The following is a 15,701-nucleotide window of genomic DNA, read 5'->3' as shown; positions in this document are numbered from 1 at the left end:
GGAGCTGTTGTAGGAGCTGTTGTAGGAGCTGTCGAGTGCAACGAGGCTGCGATCTTTTGGCCGTGCCCCAAGAGCAAGATCAAAAGATCGCAGCCTCGTTGCACTCGGCAGCTCCTACATGACGGCGCACGACGGCGCACCACGGCGCACCACGGCATATGACGGCATGACGGCTCACGGCAGCGACGTCGGCGCAAGTCGACCCCAGGGATGAACACTTGCCAATGTGAAATAATCTCTGTAAATTTTCATGAAATTTAAATAATAAAATTTCATGAGGCCCGCATGTTCCACCAATCCCCCCAGCATGTCCCCAGCTATTACGCCCACACCTGTGCCGATCGGCTGGTAGAGCGCGACCCGCTGGTGGGCGAGCAGGACACCGAGGTGCTGATCATCGGGGCGGGGTTCAGCGGGTTGCACACGGCCTTGCGCCTGGCGCTCGCCGGCAAACGCGTGACTTTGCTGGAAGCCAGTCGGGTGGCGTGGGCGGCGTCCGGGCGCAATGGCGGGCAGGCCATTCTTGGCTGGTCTTGCGACATGCCGCCGCTGGAGGCCGCTTTGGGGTACGAGCGGGCGCGGCGCCTGTGGGACAGCATGCGCTGGGCGGCGAGGGAACTGCGGGACCTGCCCGGGCGGCATTATTTCGACTGCGATTACCGCCCCGGCCATCTCTGGACCTCAGTGATGCCGCGACGGGTCAGCCTGCTCACGCAGTGGCAACACGAGGCCAGCCACAAGTGGGGACACGACGCCTTGCAGTTCATTCCCCGGGCGGAGTTGCCGAACTGGGTGGCGAGTGACCGTTACCAGGCCGGGCTGTTCGACCCCGAAGGCGGGCACCTCAACCCGCTGAAACTGGCACTCGGCCTGGCCGCCGCCATCGAGCGAGCCGGCGGCCGTATCCATGAACAGAGCAAGGCGCTGGATTATCGCCAGGAACGCGGCGGGTATGTGGTCACCACCGAGCGTGGGCGCATTCGCGCGGATGTACTGGTGCTGGCGTGCAATGCGTACCTGGATCAACTGGACCCGCAACTGTCGAGTTGTGTGCTGCCGGTCGGCACCTATCAGGTGGCTACCGCACCGCTGGCGGAGCAGCAGGCGATTGCACTGCTGCCGCGCAATGTGTGCGTGACCGACAATCAATTCGTGCTCGATTATTTTCGGCGCACGCCGGATCACCGCCTGCTGTTCGGCGGCGGCTGCACTTACCTGGGGGGCATGCCCAAGGACATCGGCGCCGCGACCCGGCCGTTTCTGGAGCGGGTGTTTCCCCAACTCAAGGGCGTGGACCTGGAGTTCGCCTGGGGCGGGCACATCGATCTGACCCTCAAGCGCACGCCCGACATTGGTCGTCGGGGTGACCTTTACTGGCTGCAGGGCTACTCCGGCCACGGCGTCCTGCCGACACTGGCCGGGGCCCGTGCGGTAGCCGACGCGATACTCGGCCAGCCGGATGACCTTGCGCTGTACCAGGGTCTGGTCAACGAGCGTTTCCCCGGGGGCAAATACCTCGCCGCGCCGCTCGAAGCCGTGGGCAAGGCCTGGTATCGACTGCGCGACAGTCTGTGAACCGCACAATTTCCGGAGCCTTCTGATGGACATGCAAGAAGAAATATCGGCGCTGGCGATCCTGATCCAGGACCTGCGCAAACACAAAAAATACACGCTCAAGGAGCTGGCGGACAAAATCGGCCGCTCGGTGGGTTTTCTCTCCCAGGTCGAGCGCGGGTTGTCCCGGCCGACGGTGGCAGACCTGACGGCCATCAGCGAAACCCTCGGCGTGCCCACCACCTACTTCTACAGCCTGCCCAAACCCATGGCGCTGCCCTGGGTCACCCGCCCGGACGAGCGCCGCACCCTGTATTACGCCGATGGCATCACCGACATCCTGGTCTCGCCAAAAATGCGTGCCTCGTTCTCGATGCTCGAAAGCCGGCTGGAACCAGGGGCAAGCAGCGGCGACCGGCACATGAACGACAGCTCGGAGCAGGGTGGCTACGTGCTCGAAGGCGAGCTGACGCTGTGGCTGGATGACGATCAACCGGTCACGTTGCGAACCGGCGACAGCTTCCAGTTGGCCAGTCATACCCATTGTCGTTACGGCAATCTCACCGACCAACTCACCCGCGTGCTCTGGGTTTACACCTGATAAAAACAAGGAACATTACGATGGATGCTGTCTGCTCTGATCTGGTTGCTGAAGTGCATGCGTTTCGCCAGCGTTTCCCGGATGTGCGTTACGTTGACCTGATCTCCCTGGACATCCCCGGGCATTTTTACGGAAAGCGCTACCCGATCGAGATGCTCGAAAAAGTAGCCGCTGGCAGTGTGCTCAAGCTGCCGCAGAACTGTGTGCTGCTGGGTACCCAAGGCGGGCTGTTCAAAATTGGCGATTACTGCTTCAACGACGGTGACCCGGACGCTGCGCGCCGTTTGGTGCCTGGAACACTGAAGCGGGTGAGTTGGGAAAAGCAACCGCTGGGCCAGATGCTGATTACCTCCGACGGCACGGCCAACCCCATTGAGTTCGAGCCCCGTGAAGTCCTGGCGCAGGTGCTGCAACGCTTGAACCGCAAAGGCATCTTTCCGGTGGTCGCGTTCGAGCTGGAGTTCTACCTGTTCGATCGCCAACTGCGCGACGGCCTGCCGCAGTTCCCCCGCGATCCGCTGACCGACGATCCCGATGATCAGCCGAACATGCACATCGAGCGGCTGTCGCGCTTTTCAACGGTGCTGGATGACATGGTCGAGACTGCGCGGGAGCAAGGCATCGAGACCACGGTGATCACGGCGGAGCTGGGGCCCGGGCAATTCGAGATCAACTTCGGTCACCTCGACGATGGCCTGCGCGCCGCAGACTGGGCCGCATTGTTCTGTCGAAGCAGCCGAGGCGTGGCCCTCAAGCATAATTACCGCGCCAGTTTCATGGCCAAACCCTATGTGCAGCACCCCGGCAGCGGCATGCACGTGCATGTGAGTCTTTACGATAATGACGGGAACAATCTGCTGGCAGCCAATGAACAGCGACCCCTGCGGCACGCCGTGGCGGGCTGCCTTGAAGTGTTGCCCCACTGCATGCCCATCTTCGCCCCGAACCACAATGCCATGCGGCGCTTGAGTGGCACGGTGAACACCGCCACTCGAGCGAGTTGGGGCTTTGAAGATCGCGATGCCTGCTTGCGGGTGCCTGATTCAGACTTGAAAAACCTGCGCATTGAACACCGTTTGTCGGGTGCCGATGCCAACCCTTACCTGGTGCTTGCGGCGATTCTGGTGGGTCTGGAGCAAGGGCTGGATGCGGGCCAGGAACCGATCGCTCCGTTAAACGAAGATCGCAGCAGCGGCATCGCATTCCCGACGCAGATGCTCGAGGCGGTGCAGGCCATGCAAGGCTATGCGCCTCTTCGCGAAAGCCTGGGTGCGGAGTTTGTGGACGTGTATTGCGAGAACAAACGGCAGGATCACTTGGCATTCATGAACGAAATCAGCGCGCGGGAATATCGCTGGTTCATGTAACGCATCCTTAAAAAACATGTGGATATATAAGGGCTTATAACCCTTAGTAACTTTATGGTTAATTAAAACATCTTGTTACAGTGGGAAATATTAAGTAATATTCACCCCGCGTTCACCACCACGGTTTATGCATTTTTAAGTCCCAGGCGTCCATCAGCTGCCTGGGATTTTTTTTGCCCGGGATTTGACCGCGCCGCAGTCACCCTCACGGCAGCGCCTCCCACCTGACGTCGGTCAGCCCGCATTTCTGCGCCTGCGCCCGCAGTTCAGCCAGACCCTGTTGCGCCGGATCCTCGCCATAGGCCAAGCCGACACCCGCGTGCAGGCAGGCGTAATACCAGGCATCGGCATCGGTCATGTGTGAATCGGGCTGGACAAAGACCTGTCGAGCGTCGTTCAAGCGGTAAGTGATTTGAAAGTGCAGGGGGCGCATCCGATTCTCCAGGCGAAGCCATTACGACTCTAATGGCTTATCGCCAGTTCCCTTTCTTTTCCGATGCGCCCCCAGGGCCTAGCGCGAAATCTGCTCCAGCGCCGGTTGATGCCTGTTGCCCAGCTTCATCAGGCTGAAGTAACTCAGCGCCGGAACCAGCAACCCGACGATCCAGGCCAGGTCCACGCCATCCAGCGCCGAGGCGATCGGGCCGACATAGAACGTGGTGTTCATGAACGGAATTTCCACGGCGATGGCCAGCAGGAAACTGCCACAGGCGATCCAGTTGATGCGCCCGTAAATGCCGTTCATGTCGAAGATGTCATCGATCCGGTACTGACCTTTGCGCAGGCAGTAGTAATCCACCAGATTGATCGCGGTCCACGGGATCAGGAAGTAGCTCATGAAGAAGATGAAATTCAGGAAGAAGGTGATGAAGTCGTCCTGGCTGATGGTGCACAACGCCGTGGCCACCAGGCTGATAACCAGCAAGAACAGCCCCCGTACCCGCGGCGTCACCTTGAACCGGGCGAAGGGTTCGATCACGGTGATGGTCGACATGAACGCTCCGTACAGGTTGAAGACGTTGATCGCTACCTGGCCGTAAAGGATGAAGACGAACAGCAACACCGCACCGCTGCCGAACAATCCGGCCACATGCCCGCCGACGTTGCTGGAAAAGTCGTTGATGCCGACGCACAGGATCGCGCCGAGAATCATCATCCACGCGCCGCCGGTGACCGTGCCCGCGTAGCTGTACCAGAATACTTTCGCGCTGCTGGTTTCCTGCGGCAGGTAGCGTGAGTAGTCGGCGACGTAAGGCGCGTAGGACAGTTGCCAGGTCACCGCAATGCTCACCGCCACCAGGAACTTCGACAGGACGAAGCCCGTCGGCAGCCATTGCTCGCCGGGGATCGGCAGTTGCAGCGCGAACAGGGTGGCAGCGGCGAATATCAGCAGCGATAGCAACGACAACAGCTTCTGCAGGCGATGGATCAGCCGGTAGCCATACAGCGCGACGACGAAGCACAGCGCGCCGATCAGGTAGATATTACCGGTCGCCGGCAGCGGGCTGACCGACTCCACGGCCTGGGCCGCGAGCAGGGTATTGCTGACGAAGAACCCCAGGTAGATCAGCATTACGAACAGCAGCGGCAGCACTGCGCCCAGTACGCCGAATTGCGCCCGGCTCTGAATCATCTGAGGGATGCCCAGCTTCGGGCCCTGGGCGGAATGCGAAGCCATGAATATCGCCCCCAGGAGCGAGCCGACGATGATCGCCACGGCACTCCAGAACAGGTTCAAACCCAGCACCACCGGCAACACGCCGGAGGCTATGGTGGTGATGTTCATGTTGGCGCCGAACCAGATGAAAAACAGCGAGCCCGGTTGACCGTGGCGCTCGGACGGCGGAATGAAATCGATGCTTCTTTTTTCGACTTGCATGGCGATCACTCCTGGGTGCGGACGAGGTGGCTGTGGAGGCGGGCGATGGTGTTTTCCAGCTCATGGGGCTGGTGCGCGAACTGGTCCGGCTGCTGTGGCGCCAGGCTCACGTAAGCGCGGTCGCACAGGGCGTGCAGGCATTGGGCACAGGTGAGGATTTCCAGCGCATATACCCAGTTGGCCATGATCAGCAGCGACGAATAATGCCCCGCCAGGGTGGTCGTGGTGCAGGCGTCGCTGACCAGCCGGACGTGATAGCCGAGGGCGAAAGCGTCCAGCACGCTGCTGAGCACGCAGACATCGGTCAGCACGCCACTGACGATCAGGGTCTCGACCCTCAGCGCCTTGAGCCTGGCATCCAGGTCGGTGCGGTGGAAAGCGCTGTAGCGTCCTTTGTCTACGATCAGTTCGTCGGCGCGGGGCGCCAGGCGTTCAAGGATTTCCACCTGACGGGTGCCGGCGCGATAACTGCTCGGTCCGCCATCGGCCGCCCGGGGTTCGCCGCGGGGCATGTCACTGCCGTCGGCCTGGTTAATGTGGCGGGTGTAGATGACCGGCACCCGCTGCTGGCGGGCGGTGTCGAGCAGGGCGGCGATGTTGTTGACCGTCGAGTCGAAGTGTTCCAGGACAAAACCGTCCTCTTGCTGCATGTCGATGATCAACAGCGCGTTGTTATTGTTCATTGGGCAAACCTGATCATGGGCAAATCACAATGCACCGCACGCGCCAGGCTTAAGCAAGGCAGTGGGTGGTGAAGGGCTGTTCGGGTGAGCTCAGTGAACTATTTGCCAGAAGCCATTCTGCTTGGCCGAGACGCTGGCGCGCAGACGTTTGATGCGGATGTGCGAAGCCGTCCATTCGCCGCGCAGGTAAGCCTGCTCGGCGCCGGAGGTGGGTGAAGCAAACGGGAGGCGATCAGTGATCATCAGAATCGACCTGCGCATCAGGAATGCCCCTGGGCTTCGCGTCCGAGGGGCTGGGTGGCGAACTCAGCGAAACGCCGGCACGACCTGTTTGATGAACAACTCCAGGGACTTTTTCTTTTCCGCGTGGGGCAGGCTGTTATCGCACCAGAAACTGAACTCGTCGACGCCCAGTTCCTGATAGTACTTGATGCGCGGAATGATCTCTTCGGCGGTGCCGATCATCGCGGTCTTGTGCAGGCTTTCCAGTTCGAACTCCGGGCGGCCGGTGAATTTTTCCTCAGGGCTCGGCTCGAGGAAGCCGTTGACCGGCACGGTCTTGTTGCCGAACCAGGCGTCGAACGTGCGGTAGAAACGCGAGATCGCCTTGGCACCGACTTTCCAGCCATCCGGGTCGTCGGCGGCGTGGACGTGGGTATGACGCAGCACCATCAGTTGCGGGCGCGGCACGTCCGGGTGGTTGTCGAGGGCCGCCTGGAACTTGTTTTTCAGGTCCAGGACTTCCTCGTCGCCTTTCATCAGCGGGGTGACCATGACGTTGCAGCCGTTGGCCACGGCAAAGTTGTGCGAATCCGGGTCGCGGGCGGCGATCCACATCGGAGGGTTCGGCTTCTGGATCGGCTTCGGTACGCTGGTGGACGTGGGGAATTTCCAGATGTCGCCATCGTGGGCGTAGTCACCTTGCCACAGGGCCCGCACCACCGGCACCATTTCCCGCAGGGCCTGGCCACCGGAGGAGGCCGGCATGCCGCCGGCCATGCGGTCGAACTCGACCTGGTAAGCGCCGCGCGCCAGGCCGACTTCCATGCGCCCGTTACTGATCACGTCGAGCAAGGCGCATTCGCCAGCCACCCGCAACGGGTGCCAGAACGGCGCGATGATAGTGCCGGCGCCGAGATGGATGGTGGTGGTTTTGGCGGCCAGGTAGGCCAGCAGCGGCATTGGGCTGGGCGAGATGGTGTATTCCATGGCGTGGTGTTCGCCGATCCACACGGTGCTGAAGCCCCCGGCCTCGGCCATCAGGGTCAGTTCGGTCAGGTCCTCGAACAACTGGCGGTGGCTGACGCTTTCGTCCCAACGTTCCATGTGCACGAAAAGGGAAAATTTCATGACGCTACCTCGAATCTCTTGTGGTCGACCCGTCGACTGCGGGACTGTTGGTTATTGGTATACCATAATACCAAGTAACTGCAAATTGTTTGCTGCTGGCAAGCTGTGGGAGCGAGCCTGCTCGCGATGGTCGTCAACGCTAACGCGCGGTTGCTGATTAAACCCGTCGCTTTCAGGTCCATCGCGCTCAGGCTCGCACTCACCGAAATGGATCAAGCCAGGACCGGCAGTGCACCCATCTTGCCGTGGCAATACACCAGCGGACCGGCGTTTTGCTGAGGCACGATCAGGTTCTTCACGGCGCCAACCATGATGGCGTGGTCGCCTCCTTCATATTCGCGCCACAACTCGCATTCGATGACCGCCGTGGCGTTCGCCAGGATCGGATTACCCAACTCGCTCAACGTCCACTCGATGCCCTGCGCCTTGTCCTTGCCCTTGCGGGCGAACGCATAGGCTTCGCTTTGCTGACCGCCGGACAGGACGTGAATGGCAAAGCGTTTGTTCTTGATCAGTACCGGGTAGGAGTCGGAACTGTAGTTGGGGCAGAACAGCACCAGGGCCGGGTCGATGGACAGCGAGCTGAAGGCGCTTGCGGTCAGGCCGACGATTTGCCCGTCGTCATCCAGGGTGGTGATCACAGTGACCCCGGACGGAAACGAACCCATCACTTGTTTGTAGATGGCGGCATCGATCATGGGACGGTCCTCTGGCGGTGGAGCTGGATTTTTATGGGTTTATAGGTCTGATGGTATACCGTAATACATCCTTTGCAAGGGCTTTTTGCATCACCCGATAAACGTGCATCTGTACCGTTAAACCCAGTAAATACGGTGTTTTCAGGCGTTTTAAACCAGTGCGACGGGCGCATTAGACCGTATCAGAGGGGGTTTTTAACAGCGGATCAGCCTTGTGTAAATGTTGGAATACCATAATATGGCCCGCATCTGAGGGGCTGCCACCAAGCCCCCGGTTTGGCTTCATACAAATATAAGATCAGACAAACTCGAGTTCATGCATATGTCCCAGATGTCCCGGCAAGACCCCTGATCGAGAATCACACGGTCGACTATGTCCCACTCGCGGAACGCCACGGAAAGGCCCGCGACCTGTTTACCCTGTGGTTCAGCACCAACATTGCGCCACTGCCCATCGTCACCGGCGCCATGGTGGTCCAGGTGTTCCATCTCGACCTGTTCTGGGGACTGCTGGCCATTGCCCTGGGGCACATGATCGGCGGCCTGGTGATTGCCCTGGCCTCGGCCCAAGGGCCGCGCATGGGTATCCCGCAGATGGTCCAGAGCCGCGGCCAGTTCGGCCGCTACGGCGCGCTGCTGATCGTGTTCTTTGCGGCGATCATCTATATCGGCTTTTTCATCTCCAATATCGTGCTGGCAGGGAAGTCGATCGTCGGCATTGCACCCGCGGTTCCGGCACCGGTCAGCATCCTGATCGGCGCGTTGGGTGCCACGGCTATCGGGGTCATTGGCTACCGATTTATTCACACCCTCAACCGCATCGGTACGTGGGTCATGGGCGGCGCCTTGCTCGCCGGTTTCCTCTACATCTTCGCCCATGACCTGCCGGCGGATTTCTTCACTCGCGGCAGTTTCAACCTGTCCGGCTGGTTGGCGACGGTATCGTTGGGGATCATCTGGCAGATCAGCTTCTCGCCCTATGTATCGGACTACTCCCGCTATCTGCCAGCAGACATCGGCATCGTCCGGCCTTTCCTGGCGACATACCTGGGGGCGACGCTCGGCACTATCCTGTCCTTCACCTTCGGCGCCGTGGCAGTACTGGCCACCCCGGAAGGCACTGAAGCGATGACCGCGGTGAAGCAGTCAACCGGGTGGTTGGGACCAATCCTGATGGTGCTGTTCCTGCTCAATATCATCAGCCACAATGCGTTGAACCTGTATGGCGCAGTGCTTTCGATCATTACTTCGATCCAGACCTTTGCCAGTCAGTGGACGCCGAGTATCAAGGTGCGGGTGGTGTTGTCGAGCGTGGTGCTGGCGGGTTGCTGCATGGTAGCGCTGGGGGCTTCAGCGGATTTCATTTCGCAGTTTATCGGGCTGATTCTGGCGCTGTTGCTGGTGTTGGTGCCTTGGGCTTCGATCAACCTGATTGATTTTTATCTGATCAAGCGGGGGTGCTACGACATTGCTTCGATATTCCGGGCCGATGGCGGGGTGTATGGGAAGTTTAATGTGCATGCGATCGTGGCTTATTTCATCGGGATTATCGTGCAGTTGCCGTTTGCCAATACGTCGTTGTATGTCGGGCCTTATGCCAATCTGGTGGAAGGTGCGGATTTGTCTTGGCTGGTGGGATTGGTGGTGACTTGCCCGCTGTATTACTGCCTGGCGACTCGGGGGCAGGCTCAGGCGTTGAAGGCGGGGCGTTTGGGGTTTACCGATTGATTTCTGGTTAGAAGATTGTCTGGAAATGCCTGGTTGTTGCCGGGCATTTTTTTGGCCGGCGTACATGCACCTCTAGCTACATTCACATTTCACATTTCACAGTCCAGATCCAGAACTCAGAACCCAAAAAAAGGGCCGCCGCAACCCGACGTTGCGGCGACCCCGAGGGTGACCTTGATTACCAAATACACACACCAACCACCATCAAAAAACCATCAATGCGCCCCAGCCGCCTTGTTCAAATCACTCTCAGCCCACTCGGTATAAACACAAGCATCCGCAGTAGCCCAGCGCACCTGCACCGGATCACCGGCCTTGAGGGGCATCCCCGCAGCCGACAGCGCTTTGACAGTCATCGAAGTCCCGCCAGAAGTCACCACACTGCAAGTCTGGCTCTCACCCAGGAACAACACCTCAACCACCTTCGCCGACACCTCATTCCAACCCGCCGCCAACGGCTCGCGGATAGCCTGATCGACACTCAACGCCAGCGCCTTCTCTGGACGGACCATCAACAACACCTCCTGATCCGTCTGCAACCCGGCCGTCAGCCGAATCGACAGCGCCTGGCCCTCAAACGTGGCGACCGCGTTACCCTGCGCCTTGAGCTTGAGGAAATTCGAGTTACCCAGAAACGACGCCACAAACGCATTCGGCGGATTCTGATAAAGATCGTATCCACTGCCCAGCCCGACGATCTTGCCATGACTGAAAATCGCAATGCGCTGGGACAGCCGCATCGCCTCTTCCTGATCGTGCGTCACGTAAACGATCGTGATACCCAAGCGTCGATGCAGTTGACGCAATTCATCCTGCAAGTCTTCACGCAGCTTCTTGTCCAAGGCCCCCAACGGCTCGTCCATCAACAGAATCCGTGGCTCGTAGACCAGTGCCCGGGCGATGGCGACGCGCTGCTGCTGACCGCCAGACAGTTGCGAAGGGCGGCGATGGGCGAATTGTTCCAGTTGCACAAGCTTGAGCATGGCATCGACCCGACGCTCGCGTTCGGCGCTGGCCAGCTTGCGAATGGCCAGGGGGAAGGCAATGTTGTCGCGCACCGACAGATGCGGGAACAGCGAGTAACGCTGGAACACCATGCCGATGTCACGCTTGTGCGGCGGCACATTGACCAGCGATTGGCCTTCTACCAGGATTTCCCCGCTGCTCGGCGTCTCGAAGCCGGCGAGCATCGACAGCGTGGTGCTTTTGCCAGAGCCGCTGGAGCCCAGGAAGGTGAGGAATTCGCCATCCTTGATGTCCAGCGAAATGTCATCCACGGCGGCAAAATCACCGTAGTACTTGTTCAGGTTACGCAGGCTCACCAAGGGCTTGTCGGTGTGCTGGGCGCTGTCTTTGATCACGGCACTCATGTCGTACTCCTCGCGCTCAGGCGCTGATTTCATTGCGCCGGCGAACGGCGGCGGCGATCACCATGACCAGCACCGAGAGGCCGATCAGCAGCGTCGAGGCGACGGCGATCACGGGCGTCAGGTCCTGGCGCAGGGTGGTCCACATTTTCACGGGAAGGGTTTGCAGGGTCGGGCTGGCCATCATCACGCTCAGCACCACTTCATCCCAGGACACCAGGAACGCAAACAGGGCGCCGGCGACCATGCCCGGACGGATCGCCGGGAACGTCACTTTGAACACCGCCTGCAGGCGTGAGGCACCACAGATCACCGCCGCGTCTTCGATCGACTGGTCGAACAGCTTCAGCGAGTTGATGATCGAGATGATGGTGAACGGCAGCGCCACGATCACATGGCTGACCACGAAGGCGAACATCGTCCCGGTATAGCCCAGCTTGAGAAACAGCGCGTACACCGCCACCGCGATGATCACCAGCGGCACGATCATCGGCAGGGTGAACAGGCCGTAGAGCATTTCCCGGCCCGGGAAGCGTCCGCGCACCAGGGCAAAAGCAGTCGGCAGGCCCAGCGCCACGGCGAAGAAGGTGGTCAGCACCGCGACCTTGAGGCTGGCCAGCGCCGCGTTCATCCAATCGGGGTTGGAGAAGAACTGGCCGTACCATTTCAACGTCCAGCCCGGTGGCGGGAACACCAGCCACTGGGAGGATCCGAACGACAGCAGCACGATGAACACAATCGGCAGCAGCAGGAACAGCGCGATCACACCCGTGGTGAAATACAGGCCGAAACGCATGCGTCGGCTCATCGCATTGGGAGTCAGCAGCATGACGGCTTACCTCGCGTTGCTGGCGCCAACCGGGGATTCCGGCTGGAGCTTCAGGTAGAAATAGAACAGCACCAGCGTAATGACGATCAGCAACGCGGCGCCGGCGCTCGCCAGGCCCCAGTTGAGGAAGGATTGCACCTGCTGGATGATGAACTCGGGCAGCATCATGTTCTGCGCACCGCCCAGCAATGCCGGGGTGACGTAGTAACCGAGGGACATCACGAACACCATCAGCCCGCCCGAGAACAGCCCTGGCCGGCACAGCGGCAGGAACACCCGGAAGAAGTTGGTCCACGGACTGGCACCGCAGATCGACCCGGCCTGCAGGATCATCGGATCAATGGCCTGCATGGTCGCCTGCAGCGGCAGCACGATGAACGGGATCATGATGTAGCTCATGCCGATCACCACGCCGGTCAGGTTGTGCACCATTTCCAGCGGCTGGTCGATGATGCCCATCGCCATCAACGCCTTGTTGATCACCCCGGAAGCTTGCAGCAGCACCAGCCAGGAGTAGGTGCGGGCGAGGAGGCTGGTCCACATCGACAGCAGCACGATGTTGAGGATCCAGCGACCCCAGCCACGGGGCACCAGCGTGATCGCCCAGGCCAGCGGGAAGCCCAGCAACAGGCTGAACAGGGTCACCAGGCCCGCCACCGAGAAGGTGTTGAGCAGCACTCGGGCATAGGCCGAGTTGGCGAACAGTTGTTCGTAGTTGCCCAGGCCCGGGGTTGGTTCCAGCACGCCGCGCAGTAACAGGCCAATCAGCGGAGCCAGGAAGAACAGGCCGAGGAACAGCAGGGCGGGTACCAGGTTACTGGCCCCACGCCAACGCTGCGCCAGCGTCGGGGTTTGCGTCATTGCGGCGGCCTTGGCGGCAGCGCTCATGGCGCTGCCGACTGGCGCAGACGGGCGGGATGCGCTTGCCGTCATTTTCATTTGACCAGCCATTCGTTCCACCGTGTCGCGATGGCCGGGCCATTCTTGGCCCAGTACGCGAAGTCGAGAGTGATCTGATCCTTGGCATAGGCAGTCGGCAGGTTAGGTGCCAGCGCCGAATCCAGGCGCGCCACGCTGTCGACGTTAACCGGCGCATAGGCCGTCAGGTTGGAGAAGTCGGCCTGGCCTTTGGCACTGCTGGCGTTGGCCAGGAACTTCATGGCCGCGTCTTTGTTCTTCGAGCCTTTGGGAATGACCAGGATGTCGGCCATGACCAGGTTCTGTTTCCAGCTCACGCCCACCGGTGCACCATCTTCCTGCAAGGCATGAATGCGGCCGTTCCAGAACTGGCCCATGCTCGCTTCACCGGAGGCCAGCAACTGCTGCGACTGGGCTCCGCCGCCCCACCAGACGATGTCTTTCTTGATGGTGTCGAGTTTTTTGAAGGCGCGGTCCAGGTCCAGGGGGTAGAGCTTGTCGGCAGCGACGCCATCGGCGAGCAATGCCAGTTCCAGCACGCCGGGGCTTGGCCATTTGTAGAGGGCGCGCTTGCCGGGGTAAGTCTTGGTGTCGAACAGCGCGGACCAGTCCTGAGGCTTGTTGGCTCCCAGCTTGCCTTCGTTGTAGCCGAGCACGAAGGAAAAGAAGAACGAGCCGACGCCGTGGTCGGAGACGAACCGCGGGTCGATCTTGTCGCGCTGGATGACCTTGAAGTCGAGGGGTTCGAGCAGGCCTTCGGCGGCGGCGCGCAGGGCGAAGTCGGCTTCGACATCGACCACGTCCCATTGCACGTTGCCGCTTTCGACCATGGCTTTGAGCTTGCCATAGTCGGTCGGGCCGTCCTGGACCACGGTGATGCCGCTGGCCTTGCTGAACGGATCGGCCCAGGCCTGCTTCTGCGCATCCTGGGTGCTACCGCCCCAGCTGACGAAGTTGACACTTTCAGCCGCCAGCAACGCCTGGCTGGTGACGCTCAGCAGTCCCGCAAAAAGAATTGCGGTTGCACGTTTGTTCAACACCATTTTTACGCCCTCATTGTTGTGTTTATGAGCGGGGCTTTGCAGTGCCCGCCTATCGGGAGCAGTAGGTCCGTCGAGCCTGTGAGGTCGTCCGGTCTATGGAATATCATATTATGGTATTCCAAACTTTGTGCAAGCATTTTGCCTTACCGGCTATCTGCTGGGAGCGCAGCGCCCTTCAGGCAGAGCGCGCTTCACTCGATATAAGGAATGCTGTCCACCACCTCCAGGTCATAGCCGGTCAACCCTGCATACTTGAGCGGCGGCCCCAGGTGGCGCAATTTGCCCACACCCAGGTCCTGCAGGATCTGCGCACCGGTGCCTACTTCAGAATAGATCCGCGATTGCGATCGGTTGAACTGGCGTGGTGCCTGGGTCAGTTGCGGAATGCGCTCGAGCAAGGCCTGGGAAGATTCATGATTGGCCAGCACCACCACCACGCCGCAACCTTCTTCGGCCACTCGCTGCAGCGCCGCCCACAGCGTCCAGTTGGAAGGGCCGCTGTACTCGGCACCCACCAGGTCACGCAGGGGATCGATTACATGCACACGGACCAGCGTGGGCTCATCGCGCTGCAACTTACCCATCACCATGGCCATGTGCACGCCGCCTTCGATACGGTCCTCGAAGGTGATCAGGCGGAAGGTGCCATGCACCGTGGGCAATTCCCGCTCGCCAATGCGCACTACGGTGTGTTCGGTGCTCAGGCGGTAGTGGATCAGGTCGGCGATAGTGCCGATCTTGATCCCGTGCTTGCGGGCGAACACTTCAAGGTCCGGCCGGCGGGCCATGGTGCCGTCGTCGTTCATCACTTCGACGATCACCGATGCGGGCGTGAAACCGGCCAGGCGCGCCAGGTCGCAGCCGGCTTCGGTATGGCCGGCGCGGGTCAGCACGCCGCCTTCCTTGGCTCGCAGCGGAAAGATGTGGCCGGGTTGCACTACATCCGCCGCCACGGCATTTTTCGCCACCGCAGCGGCGACGGTACGGGCCCGGTCTGCCGCGGAAATACCGGTGGTCACGCCGACGGCGGCTTCGATCGAAACAGTGAACGCGGTGCTGAATACGCTTCCATTACTGGGCACCATCTGTTCAAGACCCAGGCGCTGGCAATGCTCGTCAGTCAGCGTCAGGCAGATCAGCCCGCGAGCTTCCCGGGCCATGAAGCTGATAGCTTCGGGGGTGCAGCAATCGGCGGCGAGCAACAGGTCTCCTTCGTTTTCCCGGTCCTCGTCGTCGACCAGCAGCACCATCTTGCCGAGGCGGTAGTCTTCGATGATTTCTTCGATGCTGTTGAAGGCCATGGGGATTCTCAATGGTTAATGGTGTGTGGTATACCATAATACATAACTATTGAGAGGTCACCATGAAGGCTTACTGGATTGCTCACGTAGACGTTACCGATCCCGTTCAATACGGCCAATACACCCAGCGGGCGCCGACGGCCTTTGCGTTGTATGGGGGGCGAATATTGGCGCGGGGAGGGCGCGGCGAAGCGATGGAAGGTCGATCGACCCCCCAACGCAGCGTCGTCATCGAATTCGATTCGTATGAGCAGGCAGTGGCGTGCTATCGGTCAGAGGAATATCAGCAGGCGCGGGTACATCGTGAGGGCGTAGCAGTGGTAGATGTGATCATCGTCGAAGGAATTCCCCCGGCATGACCCGGGTTATGACGGGGGCTTGTG

The 15,701-nt window shown here is 60.4% G+C and carries 15 protein-coding genes and 1 pseudogene; 5 read left to right on the top strand and 11 right to left on the bottom strand.

Going from position 1 to position 15,701, the window contains the following annotated elements; all coding sequences use genetic code 11:
• Nucleotides 1–285: 285 nt before the first annotated feature.
• From EQV97_RS12665 to EQV97_RS12655, 3 genes are read left to right on the top strand one after another with little or no spacing between them, the layout of a single operon-like run.
• Nucleotides 286–1,575, top strand: coding sequence for an FAD-binding oxidoreductase (locus tag EQV97_RS12665; protein ID WP_240889018.1), 1,290 nt, complete (start codon nt 286–288; stop codon nt 1,573–1,575).
• A gap of 25 nt (nt 1,576–1,600) precedes the next feature.
• Nucleotides 1,601–2,155 (top strand): XRE family transcriptional regulator, encoded by a 555-nt coding sequence (locus EQV97_RS12660; protein ID WP_122839467.1) that lies wholly within the window; start codon nt 1,601–1,603, stop codon nt 2,153–2,155.
• A gap of 20 nt (nt 2,156–2,175) precedes the next feature.
• Nucleotides 2,176–3,522, top strand: a complete 1,347-nt coding sequence (locus EQV97_RS12655; protein WP_240889017.1) for a glutamine synthetase family protein — start codon at nt 2,176–2,178, stop codon at nt 3,520–3,522.
• 205 nt (nt 3,523–3,727) lie between these two features.
• On the opposite strand, the gene EQV97_RS12650 is transcribed toward EQV97_RS12655, so the two are convergent.
• The 6 genes from EQV97_RS12650 to EQV97_RS12625 form a co-directional block, all read right to left on the bottom strand.
• Nucleotides 3,728–3,955 (bottom strand): DUF6555 family protein, encoded by a 228-nt coding sequence (locus tag EQV97_RS12650; RefSeq protein ID WP_045062821.1) that lies wholly within the window; start codon nt 3,953–3,955, stop codon nt 3,728–3,730.
• Nucleotides 3,956–4,033: 78 nt separating this feature from the next.
• Nucleotides 4,034–5,401 (bottom strand): cytosine permease, encoded by a 1,368-nt coding sequence (locus EQV97_RS12645; protein ID WP_240889016.1) that lies wholly within the window; start codon nt 5,399–5,401, stop codon nt 4,034–4,036.
• A gap of 5 nt (nt 5,402–5,406) precedes the next feature.
• Nucleotides 5,407–6,084 carry an isochorismatase family cysteine hydrolase gene (locus tag EQV97_RS12640; protein WP_240889015.1) on the bottom strand — a complete coding sequence of 226 codons (678 nt, stop codon included), beginning with the start codon at nt 6,082–6,084 and terminating at the stop codon, nt 5,407–5,409.
• A gap of 90 nt (nt 6,085–6,174) precedes the next feature.
• Entirely contained in the window at nt 6,175–6,345 is a 171-nt protein-coding gene (locus EQV97_RS12635; RefSeq protein WP_163019426.1) for a hypothetical protein, read from the bottom strand.
• 45 nt (nt 6,346–6,390) lie between these two features.
• A complete protein-coding gene (locus tag EQV97_RS12630) occupies nt 6,391–7,434 on the bottom strand; it encodes an LLM class flavin-dependent oxidoreductase (RefSeq protein WP_122839471.1) in 1,044 nt (347 codons plus the stop codon).
• A gap of 212 nt (nt 7,435–7,646) precedes the next feature.
• On the bottom strand, nt 7,647–8,132 hold the full coding sequence (locus tag EQV97_RS12625; RefSeq protein ID WP_122839472.1) for a flavin reductase family protein: 486 nt from the start codon (nt 8,130–8,132) through the stop codon (nt 7,647–7,649).
• A gap of 322 nt (nt 8,133–8,454) precedes the next feature.
• Here EQV97_RS12625 and EQV97_RS12620 point away from each other — a divergent pair.
• Nucleotides 8,455–9,860, top strand: a pseudogene (locus EQV97_RS12620) (cytosine permease).
• 215 nt (nt 9,861–10,075) lie between these two features.
• On the opposite strand, the gene EQV97_RS12615 reads toward EQV97_RS12620, so the two are convergent.
• The 5 genes from EQV97_RS12615 to ribBA form a co-directional block, all read right to left on the bottom strand.
• On the bottom strand, nt 10,076–11,230 hold the full coding sequence (locus EQV97_RS12615; protein ID WP_122839474.1) for an ABC transporter ATP-binding protein: 1,155 nt from the start codon (nt 11,228–11,230) through the stop codon (nt 10,076–10,078).
• Between the two features lie 16 nt (nt 11,231–11,246).
• Complete coding sequence (locus EQV97_RS12610) at nt 11,247–12,056, bottom strand: ABC transporter permease (RefSeq protein WP_045062806.1); 810 nt, start codon at nt 12,054–12,056, stop codon at nt 11,247–11,249.
• 6 nt (nt 12,057–12,062) lie between these two features.
• Nucleotides 12,063–12,995, bottom strand: a complete 933-nt coding sequence (locus EQV97_RS12605; protein ID WP_163019429.1) for an ABC transporter permease — start codon at nt 12,993–12,995, stop codon at nt 12,063–12,065.
• A complete protein-coding gene (locus EQV97_RS12600) occupies nt 12,992–14,017 on the bottom strand; it encodes an ABC transporter substrate-binding protein (protein ID WP_122839476.1) in 1,026 nt (341 codons plus the stop codon). The genes EQV97_RS12605 and EQV97_RS12600 overlap by 4 nt, the downstream gene beginning before the upstream one ends.
• A gap of 191 nt (nt 14,018–14,208) precedes the next feature.
• Nucleotides 14,209–15,318, bottom strand: a complete 1,110-nt coding sequence (ribBA, locus tag EQV97_RS12595; protein WP_122839477.1) for a bifunctional 3,4-dihydroxy-2-butanone-4-phosphate synthase/GTP cyclohydrolase II — start codon at nt 15,316–15,318, stop codon at nt 14,209–14,211.
• A 62-nt stretch (nt 15,319–15,380) separates the two neighbouring features.
• Between ribBA and EQV97_RS12590 the strand changes: the two genes are divergently transcribed.
• Entirely contained in the window at nt 15,381–15,677 is a 297-nt protein-coding gene (locus EQV97_RS12590) for a DUF1330 domain-containing protein (protein ID WP_240889014.1), read from the top strand.
• The last annotated feature ends 24 nt before the right edge of the window (nt 15,678–15,701 follow it).

Origin of the sequence: Pseudomonas sp. TMW22090 (assembly GCF_022496665.1) — a bacterium.
Lineage (GTDB): Bacteria > Pseudomonadota > Gammaproteobacteria > Pseudomonadales > Pseudomonadaceae > Aquipseudomonas > Aquipseudomonas gregormendelii.
The sequence above is the reverse complement of the archived record's forward strand: the minus strand, read 5'-3'. Positions and strand labels throughout refer to the sequence as shown.